Annotated in this window: 8 protein-coding genes; all 8 read left to right on the forward strand. The window is 73.8% G+C overall.

Annotated features, from left to right (window positions below; genetic code table 11):
• The first annotated feature begins 165 nt into the window (after window positions 1–165).
• Window positions 166–1,182, forward strand: coding sequence for a sugar ABC transporter substrate-binding protein (locus QSK45_RS09520; protein ID WP_285555113.1), 1,017 nt, complete (start codon window positions 166–168; stop codon window positions 1,180–1,182).
• Window positions 1,183–1,310: 128 nt separating this feature from the next.
• Entirely contained in the window at window positions 1,311–2,324 is a 1,014-nt protein-coding gene (locus QSK45_RS09525; RefSeq protein ID WP_285555115.1) for an ABC transporter permease, read from the forward strand.
• A complete protein-coding gene (locus tag QSK45_RS09530; protein WP_285555117.1) occupies window positions 2,321–3,157 on the forward strand; it encodes an ATP-binding cassette domain-containing protein in 837 nt (278 codons plus the stop codon). The genes QSK45_RS09525 and QSK45_RS09530 overlap by 4 nt, the downstream gene beginning before the upstream one ends.
• 75 nt (window positions 3,158–3,232) lie before the next feature.
• Complete coding sequence (locus QSK45_RS09535; protein WP_285555120.1) at window positions 3,233–4,249, forward strand: LacI family DNA-binding transcriptional regulator; 1,017 nt, start codon at window positions 3,233–3,235, stop codon at window positions 4,247–4,249.
• Window positions 4,250–4,724: 475 nt separating this feature from the next.
• Window positions 4,725–8,822, forward strand: a complete 4,098-nt coding sequence (locus QSK45_RS09540) for a non-ribosomal peptide synthetase (protein ID WP_285555121.1) — start codon at window positions 4,725–4,727, stop codon at window positions 8,820–8,822.
• On the forward strand, window positions 8,819–18,484 hold the full coding sequence (locus QSK45_RS09545; protein WP_285555122.1) for a non-ribosomal peptide synthetase: 9,666 nt from the start codon (window positions 8,819–8,821) through the stop codon (window positions 18,482–18,484). Before QSK45_RS09540 ends, QSK45_RS09545 begins: the two co-directional genes overlap by 4 nt.
• On the forward strand, window positions 18,484–19,590 hold the full coding sequence (locus QSK45_RS09550; RefSeq protein WP_285555124.1) for a GSCFA domain-containing protein: 1,107 nt from the start codon (window positions 18,484–18,486) through the stop codon (window positions 19,588–19,590). Before QSK45_RS09545 ends, QSK45_RS09550 begins: the two co-directional genes overlap by 1 nt.
• Window positions 19,511–20,230, forward strand: coding sequence for a hypothetical protein (locus QSK45_RS09555; protein ID WP_285555126.1), 720 nt, complete (start codon window positions 19,511–19,513; stop codon window positions 20,228–20,230). The genes QSK45_RS09550 and QSK45_RS09555 overlap by 80 nt, the downstream gene beginning before the upstream one ends.
• Window positions 20,231–20,290: the final 60 nt, after the last annotated feature.

Raw genomic sequence — 20,290 nt, forward strand, 5'->3', positions numbered from 1 at the left:
GCCGGAGTTTGCCGATTTGTGACAGCCGCGAGGCATTGACGTTTCCCGGAGCCGGAGTCCATCATCCTCGCCATGCAGTGTCAACGATGACACAAGTCAACGATGACACTGCGGGACCACGTGTTCCGATGCCGCCGCTCGCCCGCAATCCCGCAGGAGTCGTTCATGTCTCGCACCCCTCGTCCGTCCTCTTCCCTGCTCGGAGTCGCCATCTGTACGTCGCTGGCGGCCCTCGCGCTGACGGCCTGCGGATCCGGCTCCGGGGCTGGTTCGGCGGCCTCCGGCTCGGGCACCGTGAAGATCGGGCTGATCACCAAGACCGACACCAACCCGTTCTTCGTGAAGATGAAGGAGGGCGCGGAGCGGGCGGCCAAGCAGGACGGTGCCCAACTCATCTCCGCTGCGGGCAAGTTCGACGGGGACAACGCCGGACAGGTCACGGCGATCGAGAACATGGTCGCCGCCGGGGTGAAGGGCATCCTGATCACCCCGAGCGACTCCAAGGCGATCGTGCCGGCGATCGAGAAGGCCAAGGCCAAGGGCGTCATGGTCATCGCACTCGACACCCCGACCGAGCCGCAGAGCGCCGTCGACGCCCTCTTCGCCACCGACAACGTCAAGGCCGGCGAGCTGATCGGCGAGTACGCCAAGGCCGCCATGAAGGGCAGGACGGCGAAGATCGCCACGCTCGACCTCGCGCCCGGCGTCTCCGTCGGCGTCCAGCGGCACAACGGGTTCCTCAAGGGCTTCGGCGCCACCGACAAGGACGTCGTGTGCGCCCAGGACACCGGCGGCGACCAGGCCAAGGGCCAGACCGCCATGGAGAACTGCCTCCAGAAGGAACCCGGCATCAACGTCGTCTACACGATCAACGAACCGGCCGCGCTCGGCGCGTACACCGCGCTCAAGGCAAAGGGCCGGGAGAAGGACGTCCTGATCGTCTCCGTCGACGGCGGCTGCACCGGCACCCGGGCCGTCAAGGACGGCGAGATCGCGGCCACTTCGCAGCAGTACCCGCTGAAGATGGCCGCCGAGGGCGTCAAGGCCGTCGTGGCGTACGCCAAGGACGGCAAGAAGGCGTCCGGCTCCACCGACACCGGTGCCACCCTCATCGCCGACAAGGCCGTGGCGGGCGTCGCCTCCAAGGACACCGGCTACGGGCTGGAGAACTGCTGGGGCTGAGCCGCGCCGTCCGCCCCCTCGTCGTACGAATCCGCCGGCGGGGCGGCTGCCCACCACTTCGTCCCCGGCCGGGCGGCCGCCCCGCTTCTCCTCCGACAAGGACTTCGGTCTTCCGACAAGGACCTCGCATGACCGCTACCTCCACACCCCCGAGCGCATCCTCGCCCTACGCCGGGCTCACCGCGCCGACCGCGGCCCGCAGACTGCTCACGGCGCCGACCACCGGCCCGCTCGTCGCCCTCCTTCTCGCCTGCGCCTTCTTCTCCGTCTCCTCGGACCAGTTCCTCACGGGCGGGAACTTCTCCCTGATCGTTCAGCAGGTCATGGTCGTCGGCACCCTCGCCATCGGACAGACCCTGATCATCCTCACCGCGGGCATCGACCTGTCGTGCGGAGCCGTGATGGCGTTCGGCAGCATCCTCATCGCCAAGACGGCCGCCGAGGGTTCCCTGCCCCCGCTCCTCGCCATCGCTCTGGGCCTGGGGGTCTGCGGCGGATTCGGTCTGCTCAACGGGCTGCTCGTGCAGAAGATCCCGCTACCGCCGTTCATCGTGACCCTCGGCATGCTCAACGTGGCGTTCGCGCTGACCCACATCTACTCCAAGGAGCAGACGATCAGCGGTCTGCCGGGCCCGCTGACCGCCCTCGGGCAGACCTTCCCGCTCGGCCACACCGACATCACCTACGGGTCCCTGGTCACCATCGCCCTGTTCCTCCTCCTCGCCCACGCGCTCGGCAACACCGGCTGGGGACGGCACGTGTACGCCCTCGGCAACAGCCAGGAGGCGGCACGCCTGAACGGCATCCACACCTCCCGACTCACCATCGGCATCTACACCGTCGCGGGCGTCCTGTACGGGGTCGCCGCCCTGCTGCTCATCTCCCGTACCGGAGTGGGCGATCCGCAGGCGGGGCAGACCGACAACCTCGACAGCATCACGGCGGTGGTCCTCGGCGGCACCAGCCTCTTCGGTGGACGCGGTTCGGTGCTCGGCACGTTCATCGGCGTCCTCATCGTCGGCGTGTTCCGCAACGGCCTGCAACTCATGGGCGTCGCCTCCATCTACCAGACCCTGATCACCGGAGTGCTGGTGATCCTCGCGGTGACCGTCGACCAGATCTCCCGGAAGAAGGCCCGATGACCGCCACGATCCCGCCGACTCCCGTACTGCAGGCCCGTGGCCTGGTCAAGCGCTACGGCCACGTCACCGCCATCGACGGTGCCGACTTCGACCTCCTGCCCGGCGAGGTCCTCGCCGTCATCGGCGACAACGGAGCCGGCAAGACCAGCCTCATCAAGGCCCTCACCGGCGCCGTGGTCCCCGACGCGGGCGAGATACGCCTGAACGGACAGCCCATCCAGTTCTCCGGGCCGCAGAGCGCGCGCGCCCACGGCATCGAAACGGTCTACCAGGACCTCGCCGTCGCCGCCTCCATGGACATCGCCTCCAACATGTTCCTCGGGCGCGAACTGCGACGCCCCGGCGTCCTCGGCAGCGCCTTCCGCATGCTGGACAAGAAGCGCATGCGCCAGGAGGCCGCCGAGCACATGGCCGACCTGAAGATCGGTCTGCGCTCGCTCACGCAGGCGGTGGAGACGCTCTCCGGGGGACAGCGGCAAGCCGTCGCCGTGGCGCGTTCCGTCGCCTGGGCCCGCAGTGTCGTCGTCATGGACGAACCCACCGCCGCGCTCGGGGTCAAGGAATCCGGTCAGGTCCTGGACCTCATCCGCCGCGTCCGCGACAAGGGCATGCCGGTCGTCCTGATCAGCCACAACATGCCTCATGTCTTCGAGATCGCCGACCGCGTCCACGTTCACCGGCTCGGCCGGCGCGCCGCCCTGATCAAGCCGTCCGACTACTCCATGGCGGAGGTCGTCGCCATCATGACCGGCGCGCTCGCCGTCGACGACACAGGAGATACTGTCGTCGCGGATTCCGAGGCGGCGAAAGCCGCAGGGGTCCAGGCCACCTGACCACACGCACCCAGACTCACGGGTTCCGGCCGAGGCCGCGGCCGGAACCGGAGAGCACAGGAGACGGCTTCCTCCATGGCAGCGAACCGCCGCCCCACGCTGGCCGACGTCGCACGCGAAGTGGGTGTCAGCGCCAAGACGGTCTCCCGCGTCCTCAACGAGGACGGCCCCGCATCCGCCCGGACCAGGGAACAGGTGCTCGCCGCCGTGGCGAAACTCGGCTTCCAGCCAAACCTCATGGCGCGCAACATCCGCGTCGGCGGCCCCGACACCACCATCGGCCTCGTCATCCCCGACCTCGGCAACCCCTTCTTCGGTGCCGTGGCCCGCAGCATCGAGGACACCGTCCGCGACCGTGGTCTGACCCTCCTGATGGGTTCCTCCGCGGATGATCCCGACCGCGAGCGCGCGCTCACGGACAAGTTCCTCGCCCGTCGTGTCAGCATCCTGATGGTCGTCCCGTCCGTGGGTGCCGACCACTCCGCGCTCAGGAAGCACCGTGCCGCCGGACTGCCCGTGGTCTTCATCGACCGTCCCGGAGCGGGTCTGTCCACGGACAGCGTCGTCAGCTCCAACCGCGCGGGCTCCCGCGAGGGCGTCGCTCACCTGATCGCCCACGGCCATCGGCGCATCGGCTTCGTCGGTGACCTGCCGGTCAACCTCTACACGCGCCGGGAGCGCCTGGCCGGGTACCGCGAAGCCCTCCAGGAAGCCGGCCTCCCGTACGACCGCGCCCTGCTCACCAACGCCCACGACCAGCAGGAAGCCGCGGCCGCGACTGCCCAGCTCCTCGCCCTGGGCGACCCCCCCACCGCCCTGTTCGCCGGCAACAACATCGTCGCCCTCGGGATAATCACCGAACTCGTCCGCGGCAAGCGGAAGGACGTCGCCGTGGTCGCTTTCGACGACGTGCCGCTCGCCGAGGCCCTGGAGCCGGCCCTGACCGTCGTCGCCCAGGACGCCGACGAGATCGGCAGAGCGGCGGCGACCACCGCCCTGGCCCGACTCGACGGCGACCGCTCCCGCGCCCGCACGGTCACGGTCCCGACACGGCTGATCGTGCGGGGCTCCGGGGAGCGGCCTGCCCGGTGACGCGGGGGCGTGACGGCACGGTCCGCGTTACCCCTCAGCCACTCGTATGCCGAAACCTGCTCGTACGACGCCGTTCCTTGTCATCCGCGCTGAATGGGGACTGCTCGTCGGGCGGCCAACGACCTCGCCGGGGAGAGTCGGTCACGGACCGGTGCCCACTCGCCCGGGGTCACGCAGCGCTCCGAAGCGGTGCTCGGTCCGACCAGCCGGGAGGCGTGCGGAGCCGGTCGACACCGCGGCGGCATGGTTGGTCACTGACTGGGGTAGTGACATGAGTTTCTTCTTCTCGCGCCACTGTTCCGGTGCACTCACAGGCGTTATCAGCGCTGCGTGAACCGGAAACACATGACTGTTGACATGGCATCAATCAGTGATCGATGATCACGGCAGTTGTGCGGTCGCAGGTACTCAGGCGCGGCTTTCCCGTGTGGGAAGGGCCGTTCACTTCCTTTCCACGGGAAGGTCAGGTTCATCGGTGCACAACCCACCCCCACTTTCATCCGATTCCCATCCGGCCTCGTACGCCCAGCAGCGTCTGTGGTTCCTCGCCCAACTCCCCGGGGCGGACGTGGCGTACAACGAGACCCTGGCGTTCGAACTCGCCGGCCCCCTCGACCGTGACGTCCTGGCGCGTTCGCTGGACGCCCTGACCCGGCGCCACGAGACGCTGCGCACCCGGCTCCTGGCGGAGGACGGGGAGGTCCGTCAGCACATCGACGCGCCCGGCTCCGGCTTCTCCCTCACCTTGCAGGACTTGAGCGGCTCGCCCGACCCGATCAGTGGCGTCCTCGCTCTTCAGGAGGCGGAGGCCCGCACCTCCTTCGACCTGGCGGCCGGTCCGCTCGGACGCGGCCGGCTGATCACCCTTGGCCCCGAGCGCCATGCCCTGCTGCTGACCTTCCACCACAGCGTCTACGACGGCCGGTCGATGGAGGTGATGATGCGCGAACTGGGTCTCCTCTACGAGGCGTTGGCGGAGGGTGGTGCCGACCCGCTGCCCCCGCTGCCGGCCCAGTACGCCGATCACGTCAGGGCCCAGCTCGACGCCGTGCTCGGCGGGGCGCTGCGCGCGCAGGAGACGTACTGGCAGGATGCCCTCAAGGACGCACCCGCCTCACTGGACCTGCCCACGGACCGCCCGCACCCGCCGGAGCAGAGCTACGACGGCGGACGGGCCGAATTCACACTCGACGAGGAGACCACGGCGGCTCTGCGCACGCTGGCCCGGCGGCACGGCGCCACCCTCTTCGTGACGGCTCTGACCGGCTGGGCGATCCTCCTCTCCCGGCTCTCCGGGTGCTCTGACATCGTTATCGGGAGCCCGGTCGCCAACCGGCGCGGCCCCGCGGCCGCCGGTCTCATCGGTTTCCTGGTCAACTCCCTGGCCCTGCGCATCGATCTGTCCGGCTCCCCGAGCGCCGCCGAGGCCGTCGCCCGGACCCGCGCGGTCCTGCGGGCCGCCCTGGCCCACCAGGACCTGCCCTTCGAACGCGTCGTGGAACTGGTCAACCCGCCCCGCAGCGCGTCCCGCACACCCCTGTTCCAGACCATGGTCGCCTGGTCACCCGACCGGCGGAACCTGCTGCGGCTGCCCGGTGTGACGGCGGAGCCCCTGCCCATCCGGCACGCCCCCGCGAAGTTCGACCTCGCGCTGTCGCTGGCGGAGTCCGGGGACCGGATCGTAGGCCACCTGGACTATGCGACGGCCCTCTACGACGCCGCCACCGCCCGGCGCTGGGCGGACCACCTGCGCCGCCTGCTCGCCGACATGGCCCGCCATCCCGACCGTGACATCGCGGCGCTGGAACTGATGGACGCGGAAGAGTGGCGGGCACTGTCGGCCGACTGGGACGCGACGGGGGCCCTCCGGGCGGGCGGAGGGGCGGCGGTCCTGGCACCGGGCGACCACGGGCCGGCCGTACCGGCACCGCGCGGACCCGGAGGACCGACGGCCTCCGCCGCGCCCGGCGCGTCCGGCGTCCCCGCCTCCCCTCTCCCCGTCCCCAACCCCTTTCTCTCCGCCCCCGGCCTCGTCCCCCTCTTCGAGGCACAGGTCCGCGCCCGTACCGAGGAGCCGGCAGTCGTCGCGCCGGGCGGCGAGACGCTGACGTACGCGGCGCTCGACCACCGTGCCAACCGGCTCGCGCATGCCCTCGTCGCCCGCTCCGTCCGCCCCGGTGACGTGGTGGGGCTGCATGCCACCCGGTCCGTGGAACTGGTCGTGGGCATCCTCGGGATCCTGAAAGCGGGTGCCGCCTGGCTGCCGCTCGATCCCGGGCAGCCCCGCGAGCGGCTGGCCGGTATGACCGAGGACGCCGACTGCCGGGTCGTGCTGAGCGACCGGCGAGCCGGAGAGCGCCCGCAGCGGTGGCTGGACCTGGCCGCGACGGAGGCGGAGGCCGCGACCGGGGAGCACCCGCCGCCCGGGGTCGGCCACACGCCCGACCGCCTTGCCTACGTCATCTTCACGTCCGGCTCCACCGGGCGGCCCAAGGGCGTGGCGGTCGAACACCGCAGCGTGCTCGGTCTCTTCGCCAACTGGCACGCCCGCATGGGCACCGTGCCCGGTGAGGCCGGTTCCGCCTGGTCCAGCATCGGTTTCGACGCCTCGGTCCACGAACTGCTGCTACCGCTCACCACCGGGGGCGTGCTCCACATCGTCCCCGAGGAACTGCGCGGTGACCCGGGGAAGTTGCTGGGGTGGATGCGCGAGCACCGCATCGCGCAGGCGTTCCTGCCGCCGGCGTACGTGAAGTGGATCGACGAGGATCCGGCCGGGCGGCTGCGCGGACTGCGGCTGCGCACGCTGCTGACCGGTGTCGAGCCGATCCCGGAGGCGGCCCTGCACCGGCTGACCCGGTACCTGCCGGACCTGCGGGTCTGCTTCGGCTACGGGCCGACCGAGGCCACGCTGTACAGCACCGCCTACTACGGCCCCCGACCGCTGGACCGGCCCTGCCCGATCGGACGGCCGCTGGCCGGCAGCCGCCTGTACGTGCTCGACGCCCGCATGCGGCCCGTGCCGCCCGGCGTGGTCGGCGAGGTCTACCTGGGCGGCGCCTGCCTCGCCCGGGGATACATCAACCGCCCCGACCTCACGAAGGAACGTTTCCTTCCGGACCCGTTCGTCCCCGGCGAACGCGTCTACCGCACCGGAGACCTCGCCCGTCGGCTCCCAGACGGCAACGCCCACTACGCGGGACGCGCGGACGACCAGATCAAGCTGCGCGGGTTCCGGATCGAGCCGGGTGAGGTGGAGGCGGCGCTCACCGCCCTTCCCGGTGTCCGCGAGGCCGTGGTCCTCACCGACCGCGACCCGGCCGGACAGCCCCGGCTGGTCGCGGGGATAGGCAGGGGCGCCACCGCTGCCCGCACCGCGCACGAGTGGCGCACGGCCCTGTCCCGGCGGCTGCCGGACCACATGATCCCGGCCGTCTTCCTCGACCTGCCCGCCCTCCCGCTGAACCGCAGCGGCAAACTCGACCGTCCGGCCCTGCTGCGCCTGGCCGGCGAGCACGGCGCGGGCCGGGTGAACACGGCCAGTCCGCGCGACGGCGTCGAACACCGCCTGTACCGGATCTGGCAGGACATCCTGCTCCACCCCGACATCGGCATCGACGACGACTTCTTCGACATCGGCGGCACCTCGCTGTCGGCCATCAAGATGGCGCACGCCGTCACCGAGGCATTCGGTCGGCCGCTGCCGGTCGCCGAGATCGTGCTGCATCCCACCATCGAGGCACTCGGCGGACGCCTGCGCGAGCACGGCACGGTCCCGGAGACGGGCAGCGTCATCGAGTTCCGGGCGGGCTCCGGGCCCCGGGTGGTCTGCGTCCACCCGGCCGGCGGCACCGCCTTCTGCTACCTGCCGCTCGCCCGTCACCTGCCCGGGAGCGTCGCCCTGTCCGGCATCCAGTCACCGGGCGTGAATCCCGGTGAGGAGGCGCTGCCGACGGTCGAGGCGATGGCGGAAAGGTATCTGCGGCTACTGGAACCGCTGGGGGACGGCCCCTTGGTCCTGACCGGTCTGTCCTACGGCGGACTCGTCGCCCACGCGATGGGACGCCTGCTGGCCAGGGCCGGGCGCGATGACGTCAGCGTCGTCCTGCTCGACACGCAGGCCACCGACGACCTTGCCGCCCGCGCCGGCATCACCCCGGTGGACTTCGGCGAGTTCCGCGACAAGCTGGTGAGGTTCAACGGGATGTACCCCGGTATCGACGACGCCCAGATCGAGCGTTACTTCCGCATCTACAACCACAACCGCCTGACCGCCCGTGACCACGACCCGGCCGCCTCCCCGGCCCGGCTGGTCCTCGCCCAGGCCGTCGCGGGTGGCACGGACACCCCGGAGCACGCGGAGGTCCGCGACTTCTGGCAGCGGCGCGCCACCGGCGGCCTCCGCGTGGAGACACTGGACTGCGACCACTGGGAGGTGCTGGAAGCCCCGCAACTGGGCCGCGTCGCCGACATCCTCATCGCGGAACTCCACCACCACGGCGCCCGTCCGTCCGGCCCACCGGCTCCGCCTCGTCCGGCCACCGTGGCCGATCCCGGCGGGGAGGCGCGATGAACACCGACGCCGACCGCACCGAGTACCTGCCCACCGGCCCCGGCCGGGCGGAGTCCGGACACGCCGACGACGGCCGCGCCGGGGCGCCTCCCGCCGCACCCGCTGCCGCGCCGCCCGGCGCCCCCGCCGCCCCGGCCCCCTCCTGCCTCGCCGACGCCGTGCTCGCCCAGGCCCGCCGTACGCCGGACCTGCCCGCTGTCGAGGACGGCGGTCTCGTCCTCGACTACGCGGGGCTGGAACGGGTCAGCGGACGGGTCGCCGGCCGGCTGCGCGGGGCCGGGGTACGGCCCGGCGACGCGGTCGCCGTGTGCCTGCCCAGATCGTGGCGGCTGGTGTGCGTCATGCTCGGCATCCGCCGCCTCGGTGCGACCGTCGTCCCGCTCGACCGGCTGAGCCCGCCGGACCGGCGACGGCACATCCTCACCGACGCGCGGGCCGTCGCCGTCGTGTACGACGGCGACGGCCGGCACCCGCTCGCCCCGCCCACCGGCGTCCGCGCGCTGGAGGCGGCCCGGCTGGTCGGCGACGACGAGCCGGCCACGGACACCCCTCCACCGGCCGACGTCCCGGTCCCGCCCTCGTCCCCCGTCGCCTTCCTCTTCTACACCTCCGGTACCACCGGGCGTCCCAAAGGTGTCGAGGTCACCGACGCGGGCGTGCGAAGGCTGGCCGAGCCGGGATACGTCCGGCTCGGGGCCGGGGCGCGATACGGCTGCCTGGCCAACCCGGCGTTCGACGCGATCAGTTTCGAGGTGTGGGCGCCGTTGCTCACCGGCGGTACCTGCGTCGTTCTCGGTGAGCGCGCGCTGCACGATCCCCGGCTGCTGGCCGCCGAGTTGCGGGACCGCCGCGTGGACACCCTGTTCCTCACGACCGCGCTGTTCAACGCCGTCGTGGAGAAGGTGCCCGGCTGTTTCGCCGACGCCCGGCAGGTGCTCATCGGCGGGGAACAGCTCAACGCCCGCCTGGTCCGCCGTTGGTACGAGGCCAACCCCGGCTCCCGCGCCGTCCTGCACAACGTGTACGGGCCGACCGAGGCGACGACCTTCGCCCTGTGCCACGCCATCCCGAGGGACTTCACCGGCGACCTCATACCCGTGGGCACCGCCCTGCCCGGCACCGGCGTCACCGTGCGCACCGCCGACGGGCGCCCGGCAGAACCCGGTGAGGTCGCCGAACTCCTGCTGTCCGGACCCGCGTTGGCCCTGGGTTACCACCACCTCCCCGAAGAGACCGCGCTGCGCTTCGTACGGCTGCCCGACCCCGACGGCGGCGAGAAGCGCTGGTACCGGACCGGCGACCTGGTACGTCAGGACACCGAGGGCCGGATCACCTACGTCGGCCGGGCCGACCGGCAGGTCAAGGTGCGCGGGTTCCGCATCGAACCCGGCGAGGTGGAACGCCGCGTCCTGGCCCACCCCGCCATCCGCCAGGCGTACGTCTGCACCCGGCGCGACGAGGACGGCCGCAACGAGCTCCTCGCCTTCCTGGTGCCGGGGCAGGCCCTCGCCGAGGACGCCTACGACGCGTACGACCGGCATCTCACCGCCGCCCTGCCCCCGTACATGCGCCCCCACCACACCCACCTCGTGGACGCGCTGCCCCGGACCGCCAACGGCAAGGTGGACCAGGCCGCCCTGCTGGCCGGTGCCGGGGAGCCCTGGCGCGGGCGGGCCGGGGCCGCCGTACCCGTGACGGCCGCTCAGCGGCGCCTCCTGGATCTCGCCGAGGAGGTGCTCGGGGTCACCGGACTGCGCCCGGACGACCGCTGGATACCCAGCGGCGGCGACTCGCTGAAGGCTCTGCGACTGCGCTTCGAGATCCAGCGGCGCCTGGCCGTCGACATCCCGCAGGAACTGGTGTTGCGCGGGGACTTCGCCGCCCTCGCCGCCGCCGCGGGGGACCCCGGCGCGTCCGCCGGCGACCACCCGCCCGTGCCCGCGCCCGCCGACGAGCCCACCGCACCGGCCACCAGCGAGCAGGAACGGCTGTGGCTGCTGCACCAGCGCGATCCCCTGGACGCCTCGTACGACGTGCCGCTCGCCTTCGAGGTGCGCGGGCCGGTCGACACCCATGCCCTGCGCGCCGCCGTCCGTGCGCTGGTACAGCGGCACCCGGCGCTGCGCACCCGGCTGGCGCCCACCGCCCGGGGACTGCGGCAGCACGTCGACGCGCCCTACGATCCCTGGGAGTCCGATCCCCGGGAGCCGTTCGAAGCCCGGCTCGGGGAGTCCTGGCGGGACACCGCCGACCGCTTCTTCGCCCGCCGTTTCGACCTGCGCGACCGCCGGATGCTGCGGGCCGCCTGGCTGCCCGGGGACGACGGCGGCGTCCTGTTGCTGCATCTGCACCACATCGCCGTGGACGGCTGGTCGTTGAACATCCTCTTCCGCGATCTCACGGCCGCCTGCGCCGGCGGGGCGGAGCGGCCGGCTCCGGCCGCCGTGACCCCGCTGGAGTTCGCGCACTGGCAGCGGGCCTGGCACGCGAGCCCCGCCTACGGACACCGCCGCTCCCGCCTGCGCGAGCACCACCGCGGCCACGAGGACCCGTCACCGGCCCTGGACACCGCCGGGCTGGGCGAACGCCCCGCCGCCCGGCTGCTGCGCACGACCCTGGACACCGGACGCCGGGCCGCACTGGACCGGGTGGCCGCGGAGCGCGGCATGACCAGGTTCGAGCTGCTGCTGCCCGCCTTCGCCTGGGCACTGTACGGAGTGACCGGCCAGTCCCGCCCGCTGATCGCCGCGCCCGTGGCAGGCCGGCACCGGCCGGAGTTCGAGGCGTGCGTCGGCATGTTCGCCAACACCGTGCTCGTGCCGTCGCACCTGGAGCCGCACACCCCGCTCGGCGACCAGCTGCACCGGCACGCCGCGTCGGTGCGCGCGGTGCTGGACGGGCAGGACGTCGCCCTCGCCGACGTACTGGCCGACCAGGCGTTCGCCGGGCGCAGGCCCCTGTTCGACTTCCTGTTCGTGCTGGAGAACACCGAGTTCGACGCCTTCCGGGTGCCGGGCTGCCAGGTGCGGCCGCTGTGGCCGGGGCCGCTGGGCGCCAAGTGCGCGCTGACCCTGTCGGTGGTGGAGGACGAGGCCGGGTTCGACTGCCTGTGGGAGTACCGCGACGACATCGGCGCCGAACGGGCCGAAGCGGCGGCCCGGCTCTTCCGCGAGGCGGTCGACCTGCTCGCCGACGGCGCGGACACCACCCTGCACGAGCTGGTCGCGTCCTATCGGCGTGGCCTGCCCGAGACCGGCCGGGGCCCCGAGCCCGCCGCCGGCTTCACCACCGTCGCCGAGGGCTTCGCCGAGCAGGTCAGGCGCACCCCCGACGCCCCGGCCGTCGCCGCCGGCGGCACCACGCTGACGTACGCCCAACTCGACGCGCACGCGGCGGCCCTGGCCGCCGACCTGGCCGCCCGCCACGACCTCCCCGACGACCCCGGGGCACCGGCCGCCGTCGCCCTCCACCTGCCGCCCTCGCCGGAACACGTGGTGGCGCTCTTGGCCGCCGCCCGACTCAACCTCACCGTCGTACCGCTCGACCCCGCCTATCCGCGCTCCCTGCTGCGGCACGTCCTCGATCAGGTCGACCCGGTGTGCGTCCTCGTCCCACCCGAGCGCGTCGCGGACCCCGATCCGGTCGCACCGCCCCACCTGGCACGCCACGCCGTCGTGCTGGCCGGCACCCCCGCGCCGCCGGCCGGCGCGGCCACACCGGCGCACGCGGGCCGTCGGCCGCTGTACACGCTGTTCACCTCGGGTTCCACCGGCACGCCCAAGGGTGTCCAGGTGTACGACCGGACCCTGTGCAACCTGCTGCACTGGCAGCGCGGCGCCGGTGGCCTGTCCCGCCCGGCCGTCACCCAGCAGTTCTCGATGCTGTCCTTCGACGTCTCCTTCCAGGAGATCTTCACCACCCTGTGCGCGGGCGGCCTCCTCCGCCTCGTGGACCCCGCGTGGCGGCGGGACATGCCCGCCCTGCTGGAGCAGCTGGAGGCCGGGGGCGCGGAGCGGATCTTCCTGCCGTACGTGGCGCTCCAACTGCTCGCCGAGCACGGCGTGCGCACGGGGCGGCACCCCTCGCGGCTGCGCGAAGTGATCACCGCCGGCGAGCAGTTGGTGTGCACCGACGCCATCCGCGGCTGGTTCGCCGGCCTGCCCGGAGCCCGTCTGTTCAACCACTACGGCCCCACCGAGACCCATGTCGTCAGCGGTCTGTGCCTGGAGGGCGACCCGGCCGCCTGGCCGCTGCGTCCGGCCATCGGCCGGCCGGTCGCGGGTGCCGTGCTGCGAGTGGTGGACGAGGGCGGCCATCCGGTCCCGCCCGGCGCCACCGGACACCTGCTGCTCGGCGGACTCATGGCCGGGCGGTGCTACCTCGGCGACACCGACCTCAATCGCCTTCGCTTCACCGACGACCCCGAGGCCGGCACCTTCTACCGCAGCGGTGACCTGGCCCGCTTCGACGCGCAGGGCCTGCTGCACTACGCCGGCCGCGAGGACGCCCAGGTCAAACTGAGCGGCCACCGGCTGGAACCGGGCCAGGTGGAGGCGGCGCTGCTGGAGTACCCCGGCATCACCAACGCGGTGGTGTCCCTCGTGGACGGAGTCCTGGTGGCCTGCCTCCAGTGCCGGGACGACGACCCCGACCCCGCGGACCTGAGCCGCCACCTGGCCGAACGGCTGCCCGCCCACGCGCGCGTGGCCCGGTTCCGGCGGCTCACCGCGCTGCCGCGCACCCCGAGCGGGAAACTGGACCGCCGGGCGGCCCCCGGTGCTCCCGGCCACGACCTGGCGCCCCGGAGCGGGGGCGTCCAGGAGACGCCACCGGCCGCGCTGGAGGAACGGCTCTCCGTCCTGTTCGCGGACGCCACCGGCAAGACGGTCGACACCCGGCAGCGGTTCTTCGACGCCGGTGCCACCAGCCTGGACCTGATGCGCTTCCACCTGCGCTGCGCGGGCGAGGGCGACCTCCCCTTCGACGTGCCCGACCTCTTCGAGCACGTCACGATCAGGGAGCTGGCCCGCGCCGTCGAGTCCCGCAGGGGGCCCGCGACACCGCCGTCCACGACGCGGCGGACGGCCGGAGCAGCGGTCGTTCCCGCCGCCTACGACGGTCAGGCGCGCGCGGACACCCCCGGCCGTCCGGAGCCCGTCGCCGTCATCGGCATGGCCGTACGGCTTCCCGGCGCCCCCGACCTGGCCGCCTTCTGGGACCTGGTGGTCTCGGGCGGACGCGGCATCGAGCACTTCCCCGCTTCCGGCGGCCGGGTCGGCGCCCGCAGCCAGCTGGAAGGGCCGCTGTCCTTCGATCCGGCGCGGTTCGGCATCAGCCCGGCCGAGGCCCGGCTGATGGATCCGCAGCAACGGCACCTCCTGATGAGCTGCGTGGAGGCGCTCGCGCACGCCGGACTCGCCGATCCCACGGCGCGGCGCGTGGGCATCGTCGCCTCCTGCGGCGAGGACACCTACGGCCGGCGCATGCTCCACGAGGCCGATCCGGCGGCCCTGCCCGACTCCTTCCGGCTGGCCCTGCACCACGAGAAGGACTTCCTGGCCAGCAAGGCCGCCTACCATCTGGGCCTGACCGGCCCCGCCTTCAGCGTGCAGTCGGCCTGCTCCAGCTCGCTCGTCGCCGTGCACGTCGCCGCCGGGCTGCTGCGGCAGGGCGACGCGGACGTGATGCTCGCCGGCGGTGTCCTCGTGGACCCGGACCTGACCGACGGCTACACCTACCGGCCGCAGCACATCTTCTCCCCGGACGGACACTGCCGGCCCTTCAGCGCGGACGCCGCCGGCACCGTCGGCGGCAGCGGAGTGGGCGTCGTCGTCCTCAAACCGCTCGCCCTGGCACGCCGTGACGGCGACACCGTCTACGCCGTCGTCACCGGCTCGGCCGTCAACAACGACGGCGCCCGCAAGCTGGGGTACAGCGCCCCGTCGGTGCCGGGCCAGCGCGACGCGATCGAGACGGCCCTGCGACGCGGTGGGCGCGGCGGCGGCGACCTCGGCTATGTGGAGGCGCACGGCACCGGCACCCGGCTGGGGGACCCGGTGGAGGCCACCGCCCTGCGCCAGGCGTACGGACTGGAGGACGGGGCGCGGCTCGCACTGTCCTCGGTCAAGAGCCAGATCGGGCACCTCGGTGCCGCGGCCGGGGTGGTCGGACTGGTCCGCGCCGTGCTCGCCGCGCACCACGGGATCGTCCCGCCCACCGTGGACTTCGACCGGCTCAACCCCGAACTGGAGGGTGGCCCGTTCCGCGTGCCCACCGAAGCGGAGCCCTGGCCGGTACCGGGTCCGCGCGTGGCCGCGGTGAGCAGCTTCGGGATCGGCGGGACCAACGCGCACGTGCTGCTGGAGGCACCGGACGGGAAGAGCGGCGCGGACGCCGGGGTTCCCGTGGTGCCCTGTCTGCCGCTCTCCGCCGGCAGCCCGGAGGCGCTGCGCGCGGACGGCCGCCGTATCGCCGACCACCTGGCCGCACACCCCGAGCACTATCCCCGGGTACTGCGCCACCTCCAGGCGGGCCGCCCCGTCCTCGCGCACCGGGCCGCCGCGGTCTGCCCCGACGTGGAGTCGGCCGTGTCCTGGCTGCGCTCGCTCACGCCCACCCGTCCGCCGACGTCCGACGTCCACGTCGTCGCCGAGCAGCACGACCCACGGGAACTGGCCGACGCCTGGACGACGGGCCGCACCATCGCCTGGCCCCCGGGCCCGGCACCGGCACCGTGGAACTTCCCCCCGCCGGCCTTCGACCTGGCCGAGTACGACTTCCCGCGCCGGGCCGCGACACCGGGCGGGGACGGGACCGGTGGCGTCGGCCATGAGCGGGCGCGGGACACCGGTCCGGAGAGCGCTCGGGGCACCGGCCACGACGCCGCGGGGTGCGGTGCCGCTCCGGTCGCCGCCGGCGGCACCGGGTGGCCCGCCCGGCTCCCCGCCGACCGCTGGTTGCACCAGCCGCTGTGGGTGCGGCTGCGCAGGGCCGGGGTGCGCTCGGGTGGGGGGGCCGCGTCGGGCCGTACCGCCGTGGTCGTCGTACCGTGCGAAACCGGGTCCGAGGGCTGGCGGGGGCTGGAGCGGTACTACGCGCGGGTGGTGCTGGTGCGGGCCGGTGACACCTTCGTCCGCCGGGACGGCACCGGCTACGAGGCCGACCCGGCTGATCCCGCCCAGCTCGCCGCCGTGCTCGCCGAGGTGAGCGCGGCAGCCGGGACGGCCGGCGTGGACTGGCTGCACGCGCTGCCCTCGGCGGTCCGCGGTGAGGTCGGTCCGCGCTCCCTGGAGACCGCCCGGTGGGCGTGCCTGGACACGGTGGCGGCCCTGTGCCGGGCGCTGGCGGACGTACCCGCCGCGGACCGGCCGCGTGTGTGGCTGCTGTCGTACGGGGCACAGCCGGTGACCGGCGAGGTCGCCCGTCCGGAGGCCGGGCTGCTCGCCGCGGCGGTCCGGGTCCCCCGCCAGGAACTGGGCCTCTCCCTGCGCTGGGCCGACCTGCCGAGCCCCGAACCGGCCGACTGGGCGTCGTACCTGCCGGATCTGCCGGACGAGGAGCGGGACCGGGACGCGGCGCGGTCCGAGCCGGTGCTCGCGCTGCGGGACGGGTACTGGTGGCGGCGTACCGTGCAGACGGTCGACGCGCCGTTCGCCGTGGACTCCCGCCCTCGCTCCGGCCGCATCGGAACCCACCTCGTCCTGGGCGGCACCGGGGGCATCGGCGGCACCATCGCCGCCGACCTGCTGCGGCAGTCGTCCGGCAACCGGGTGGTCCTGGTCGGGCGCCGGCCCGACCCGCCCGCGGTGCTGGCGCCGTGGGCCGACCGGGTCACCCTGGTGCGGGCGGACCTCGCCGACGAGGCGCCCGAGCCGGTCGCCGACCGGCTCGCACCCCATCTCGACGGACTCGTCGGCATCGTGCACGCCGTGGGCGTCGCCGCGGGCGGACTGCTCGTGCGCCGCGACCGGGCGAGCGCCCGCCGGAGTACGGCGGCGAAGCTGGGCGCCGCCCTGCTCACCGAGCGCCTGATCGCCGTGTACCGCCCCGACCACGCCGTCTACTGCTCGTCCATGTCGGCCCGGTTCGGTGGCGTCGGTCTCTTCGACTACGCGGCGGCGAACGGCCTCCTGGACGCCTTCGCCCACTACGCGCCCGGCACCGGCGCCGACCGCACCACCCGGATGTCGATCGGCTGGGACGCCTGGCGGGAGGCCGGTATGGCGTGGGACGTGAGGGCGGCGGACGACCGGCACGAGCACCACCTCGCCGTCGCCCTCACCCCGGAGGAGGGCGCGGCCGTCTTCGGGCAGGCGCTGGAGCTGGGGCTGCCGCACCTGATGGTGAACACCACGCCGTTGTCCGAGGCCCGCGTCTTCTACGAGCGGATACCGGCCGGGGCACCGCCGGCAGCGGCACCCCGGGCACCCGCCCCGGCCCCGGCCACGGCACCGGAACCGGCACCGGTCACGGCACCCGTCGGCGTCAGGGCATCCGCACCGGTCACGGCACGGCCACCGGCCGCCCCCGCCCCGACCGGCCGCACCACGCCGGACACCACGACCGCGCCCCCGCCGCCCGATCCCCTGCGCCAGCTCACCGTCACCACCGCCCATCTGCTCGGCCTCCCCGGCGTCGACCCCGACGCCTCCCTCTACGACCTCGGTGCCGACTCGCTCACCCTGCTCGACCTCCTGGACGAGGTGAAACGGCGCTTCGGTGCCGACCTCGACCTGTCCCGGCTCAGTCACCGCGTCACGCTCACGGAGATCGCCGGTCACCTGCGCACCCGGGCCCACCCGGTACCCGGCGGCACGGCGTCGCCGGTGGACATCGAGGTGTGGCAGCGCGGCACCGGCCCGGACGTGCTGTGCCTGGTCCACCCCGTCGGCGGTGACATCCAGGCGTACCGTCCGCTGGTGTCGGCGCTGCCGCCGGGGCCGGCCGTCTGTCTGATCCCCGACCCGGCGCTGCGCGACCCGGGCCGGCCGGCCTGGTCCATCGACGAGCGTGCCGCGCGCTATCTCGCGGCCGTCCGGGCGGCGTTCCCGCCGGCCGCTCACCGGCTGCGCCTGGTCGGCTGGTCCTTCGGGGCCTGGACGGCGCTGTCGATGGCAGCCCTCGCCGAGGCGGACGGCGACCCGGTGCCCGGCCTCTACCTGCTGGACCCGCCGCCGCCCGACGCCGGACGGCGGCCGGCCGTCCACGACGAGCGGGAGCTGAACGCCGTCTTCGCGCGCGAACTGGCCGGCAACGCGGGACCGCCGACCGAGCGGGGTCGCGGTTACGCGGAGCGCCTCGCCCGCTGCTGCCGGGCCAACCTGACGGCCATGGCCGGGCACCGGCCGCCGCGGCTGACCCGTACACCGGCCGCCCTGTGGCTGGCCGGGCGGCCCGTGCCGGACGCGCACGCCCTCGCCCCGGAGCCCGCCACGGCGGCGCGCTGGCGTGACCACCTGCCGCCGTCCGCCCGCGTCCTGCGCGTCGACACCGACCACTACGGGCTGGTCGGCCCGCCCCGAGCGGCCGAGATCGCGTCCCTCATCGGCGCGGACCTCGGCCCGCCCGGTACCCGGGAGGCGTCCCACCCGCCCGTTCCCGCCCGGACTAGCGGATCGGCCACCCGTCCGGCGGACAACCAGACCACCAGGAGGAGCCCCTGATGCCACACCCTTACGCGCGCCTCCCCGACCGCTCCTTCTGGCGCACCGCGGTCGCCGAGCGGCGGGCGGCGGACATCCAGGACCTCTGGACGCCGAAGTCCCCCATCGGGCAGGACGACCCGGTCATCACCGCCGGCTCCTGCTTCGCGGGGCACATCGGGCCCGCCCTGCTGCGGGAGGGCATGCACTGGTACGACGCCGAGCCCCCGCCGCCCGGACTGACCGAGGAGGCCCGGCGGGCCCGCGGCTACCGCCGCTTCTCCTTCCGCACCGGCAACATCTACACCGCGGCGGGGCTGCACCAGTGGTTCGCCTGGGCGCTCGGGCGGCAGACGCCACCCGCCGAGGTCTGGCGGGATGCGGACGGTCGCTTCCACGACCCGTACCGCCCCGCCGTCGAACCGGACGGCTTCTCCTCGCCCGGGGAGGCGCTCGCCTCCCGGGAGGTCACCCTCGACGCGATCCGCCGCGCCCTGGCCGCGGCCGACGTGCTGGTCTTCACGCTCGGGCTGACCGAGGCCTGGCACGACGCGACGGACGGCACCGTGCTGCCGATGTGCCCGGGGACGGTCCAGGGCTCCTTCGACCCGGACCGCCACCGCCTGCGCAACCACACGGTCGCAGAGGTGCAGCGCGATCTGACGGCGGCCCTCGCCCTGGCCCGGGAGGCCAACTCCCGGCTGCGGGCCGTTCTCACGGTCTCGCCGGTGCCGCTGACGGCGACCGCCACCGGCGCGCACGCCCTCGTGGCCACGACCCACTCCAAGTCCGTCCTGCGGGCGGCGGCGGGGCAGCTGGCCGCCGAGCTGGAGTACGTCGACTACTTCCCCTCCTACGAGATCGTCACCGGCTTCCCGTACCGGGCGGCGTTCTACGAGCCCAACCTGCGCACTGTCAGCGCCGACGGCGTGGCCTTCGTGATGCGGCACTTCCTCGACGCGCTGCGTGGTCGGCCCGACCACGCCGAGCACGTCACCGACCCGAACCCCACCCCCACCCCCGGCTCCGGCGGAGAGGACCCCTGGTGTGACGACGCCGTACTCGACTACTACAGCCCCGGCCACCGCCCCGGTCACACCCCCGGCCCGGTTCCTGCTCCTCGGTGACTCGCACGCGGCGTGCGTCGGGCGGGCCGCCGAAGCCGCCGGGCTGTCCTTCCAGGGTGGTCCGGTGGGCTCCGGGCGCGACTTCCTCGGGCCCTTCTTCGACCCGGAGGGCGCCGACGTCGTCTTCCGCGACGCCGAGGCCCAGCGCCTGTACCGCCGGTTCCTCGAAGCGCTGGGCGCACCCTCGCTGGGCCGGTCGCCGGTGCCGCTGGTGTGCACCTTCGGCTTGAGCGCGCACACCGTCGCCACCCGGGAGAACTGGGCAATCCACCGCGACGCCCATGGTGCCCACGCGCCCGGGTTCCTGGGCGGCGACCTGTTCGCCGCCCTGGTGCGGACCACGGCACGCGGCGCTCTCGCCTTCTACGAGCACGCCGTCGCGCTCGGCCTGCGCGTGCTGGCCCTGATGCCTCCGCAGCGGGTCCCCGCCATGTCCGACCCGGCGGTCTTCTTCGCGGCCCAGCACGTCCTGTGCGCCGAACTCGTCGAGCGCGGTGTGGAGGTCGTCGACCTGCGGGCCCGGGTCACCGACCGCTCGGGGCTCCAGCGCCCCGCGTTCTGCGAGGCCGACGATCCCATCCACGGCAACCTCGCCTTCGGCCGCCTGCTGGTCGCCGACCTGCTCGACCGCGGCCTATGACCCGGCCCGGACATCCCTGGCACCGCCCTTCGCAGCCCTCGCACCCCCATTCCTGAGGAG

This window comes from Streptomyces hygroscopicus subsp. hygroscopicus (assembly GCF_030269125.1).
GTDB classification, from domain to species: Bacteria; Actinomycetota; Actinomycetes; order Streptomycetales; family Streptomycetaceae; genus Streptomyces; species Streptomyces hygroscopicus_C.

Bases quoted from the DNA above. Each gene is read 5' to 3' on its own strand.
- QSK45_RS09535 (WP_285555120.1), top strand. From the start codon at position 3,233: ATGGCAGCGAACCGCCGCCCCACGCTGGCCGACGTCGCACGCGAAGTG.
- QSK45_RS09545 (WP_285555122.1), top strand. From the start codon at position 8,819: ATGAACACCGACGCCGACCGCACCGAGTACCTGCCCACCGGCCCCGGC.
- QSK45_RS09550 (WP_285555124.1), top strand. From the start codon at position 18,484: ATGCCACACCCTTACGCGCGCCTCCCCGACCGCTCCTTCTGGCGCACC.
- QSK45_RS09520 (WP_285555113.1), top strand. From the start codon at position 166: ATGTCTCGCACCCCTCGTCCGTCCTCTTCCCTGCTCGGAGTCGCCATC.
- QSK45_RS09525 (WP_285555115.1), top strand. From the start codon at position 1,311: ATGACCGCTACCTCCACACCCCCGAGCGCATCCTCGCCCTACGCCGGG.
- QSK45_RS09530 (WP_285555117.1), top strand. From the start codon at position 2,321: ATGACCGCCACGATCCCGCCGACTCCCGTACTGCAGGCCCGTGGCCTG.